Here is a 1,273-nt window from a genome sequence, read left to right as displayed (position 1 = left end):
AAGGTGAGGGCGTCGAGGGTGAATGGGAGGGGGGCCGCCAGGGTGAAGAGGAGGCCGGCCAGCGGGGCGCCGAGGAAGCCGCCGGCGAGCGCCGTACCGGCCTGGAGGCGGCCGTTGGCGGTGGGCAGCGCGGCCGCCGGCACCAGCGCCGGCAGCACCGCGAAGGAGGCGGCGTCGAAGAGCGTGCCCAGGGTCGCCAGCAGCGCCGCGGTCGCCGCGAGCACGAGCACGCCGGCCCGGTCCGTGGCGACCAGCACGGCCAGGGCGGCCACCACGACGGCCCGCAGCCCGTCCACCGACGCCATCGCGCGGCGGCGGTCCCAGCGGTCCGCGTACACCCCGCCGAGCAGGCCGAACAGCAGCGGCGGAAGCTGCCCCGCCACGGTCACCGCGGCGATCGCGCGGGGATCGCGGGTCAGCATCGCGGCCAGCAGGGCCAGTGCCGGCGTACGCAGGGCATCGCCGAACCGGGAGGAGACGGCGGCGGACCAGAGCAGCCGGTAGTCGCGGCCGAGCGGGGTAGCGGTCATGTCGACGGACCCTGCGGCCTGCACCCGGTCGAGGGTCAAGCGCCAACGCGACCGGGCGGGGAGCGTGAGGCAACCGACGGGTAACCGAGCCTCCACCTCGTCGCGGTCGCGGTCTAGGCTTGCCCGGTGGCGGTGGAACAGCAGGCGCGGGGTGCGGCGAACGGCGCGACGGGCGCGGGTCGACGCCGGTCCCGGCGGGACGAGATCCTGGAGATCGCGGTCGGCCTCTTCGCCGCCCGGGGCTACCACGGCGTGTCGATGGACGACATCGGCGCCGCCGCCGGGGTGACCGGTCCGGCGCTGTACCACCACTTCGCCGGCAAGGAGGCGATGCTGGCCGCCGCGCTGATCCCGGTCAGCGAGGGGCTGCTCGCCGGTGGTCGGGAGCGGGCCGCGAACCACCCGGACGACCCGCGCGGCACGCTGGAGTCGCTGATCGACTTCCACGTCGAATTCGCGCTGGCCAACCCGGCGGTGATCGCCCTGCACCTGCACGAGCTGGATCGGCTCCCCGACGAGCCGCGCCGCCGGATCCGCCGGCTCCAGCGCCTCTACGTCGAGGAGTGGGTGACCGTGCTGACCGCGCTGCACCCGGGCCTGCCCGACGGTGAGGCGCGGGTGCTGGCCCACGCGGCCTTCGGCCTGATGAACTCGACCCCGTTTCTCGGGGGCGAGGTCGACCGCCGGCGCCGCGCCGAACTGCTCCGCGCCGCGACCCTCGCCGCGCTCCTCGCCCCGACCAC

General features: G+C 76.0%; 2 protein-coding genes. One reads left to right on the top strand and one right to left on the bottom strand.

Annotated features, from left to right (window positions below):
* On the bottom strand, positions 1–530 hold a 530-nt coding region (locus tag DKT69_RS31360; RefSeq protein WP_146231262.1), incomplete at its 3' end, for an MFS transporter.
* A gap of 126 nt (positions 531–656) precedes the next feature.
* Here DKT69_RS31360 and DKT69_RS31355 point away from each other — a divergent pair.
* Positions 657–1,273 (top strand): TetR/AcrR family transcriptional regulator (locus DKT69_RS31355; RefSeq protein WP_109805043.1); only part of this gene is annotated, 617 nt, incomplete at its 3' end.

The sequence above is a fragment of the Micromonospora sicca genome (assembly GCF_003172935.1).
GTDB lineage: Bacteria > Actinomycetota > Actinomycetes > Mycobacteriales > Micromonosporaceae > Micromonospora > Micromonospora sicca.
The sequence above is the reverse complement of the archived record's forward strand: the minus strand, read 5'-3'. Positions and strand labels throughout refer to the sequence as shown.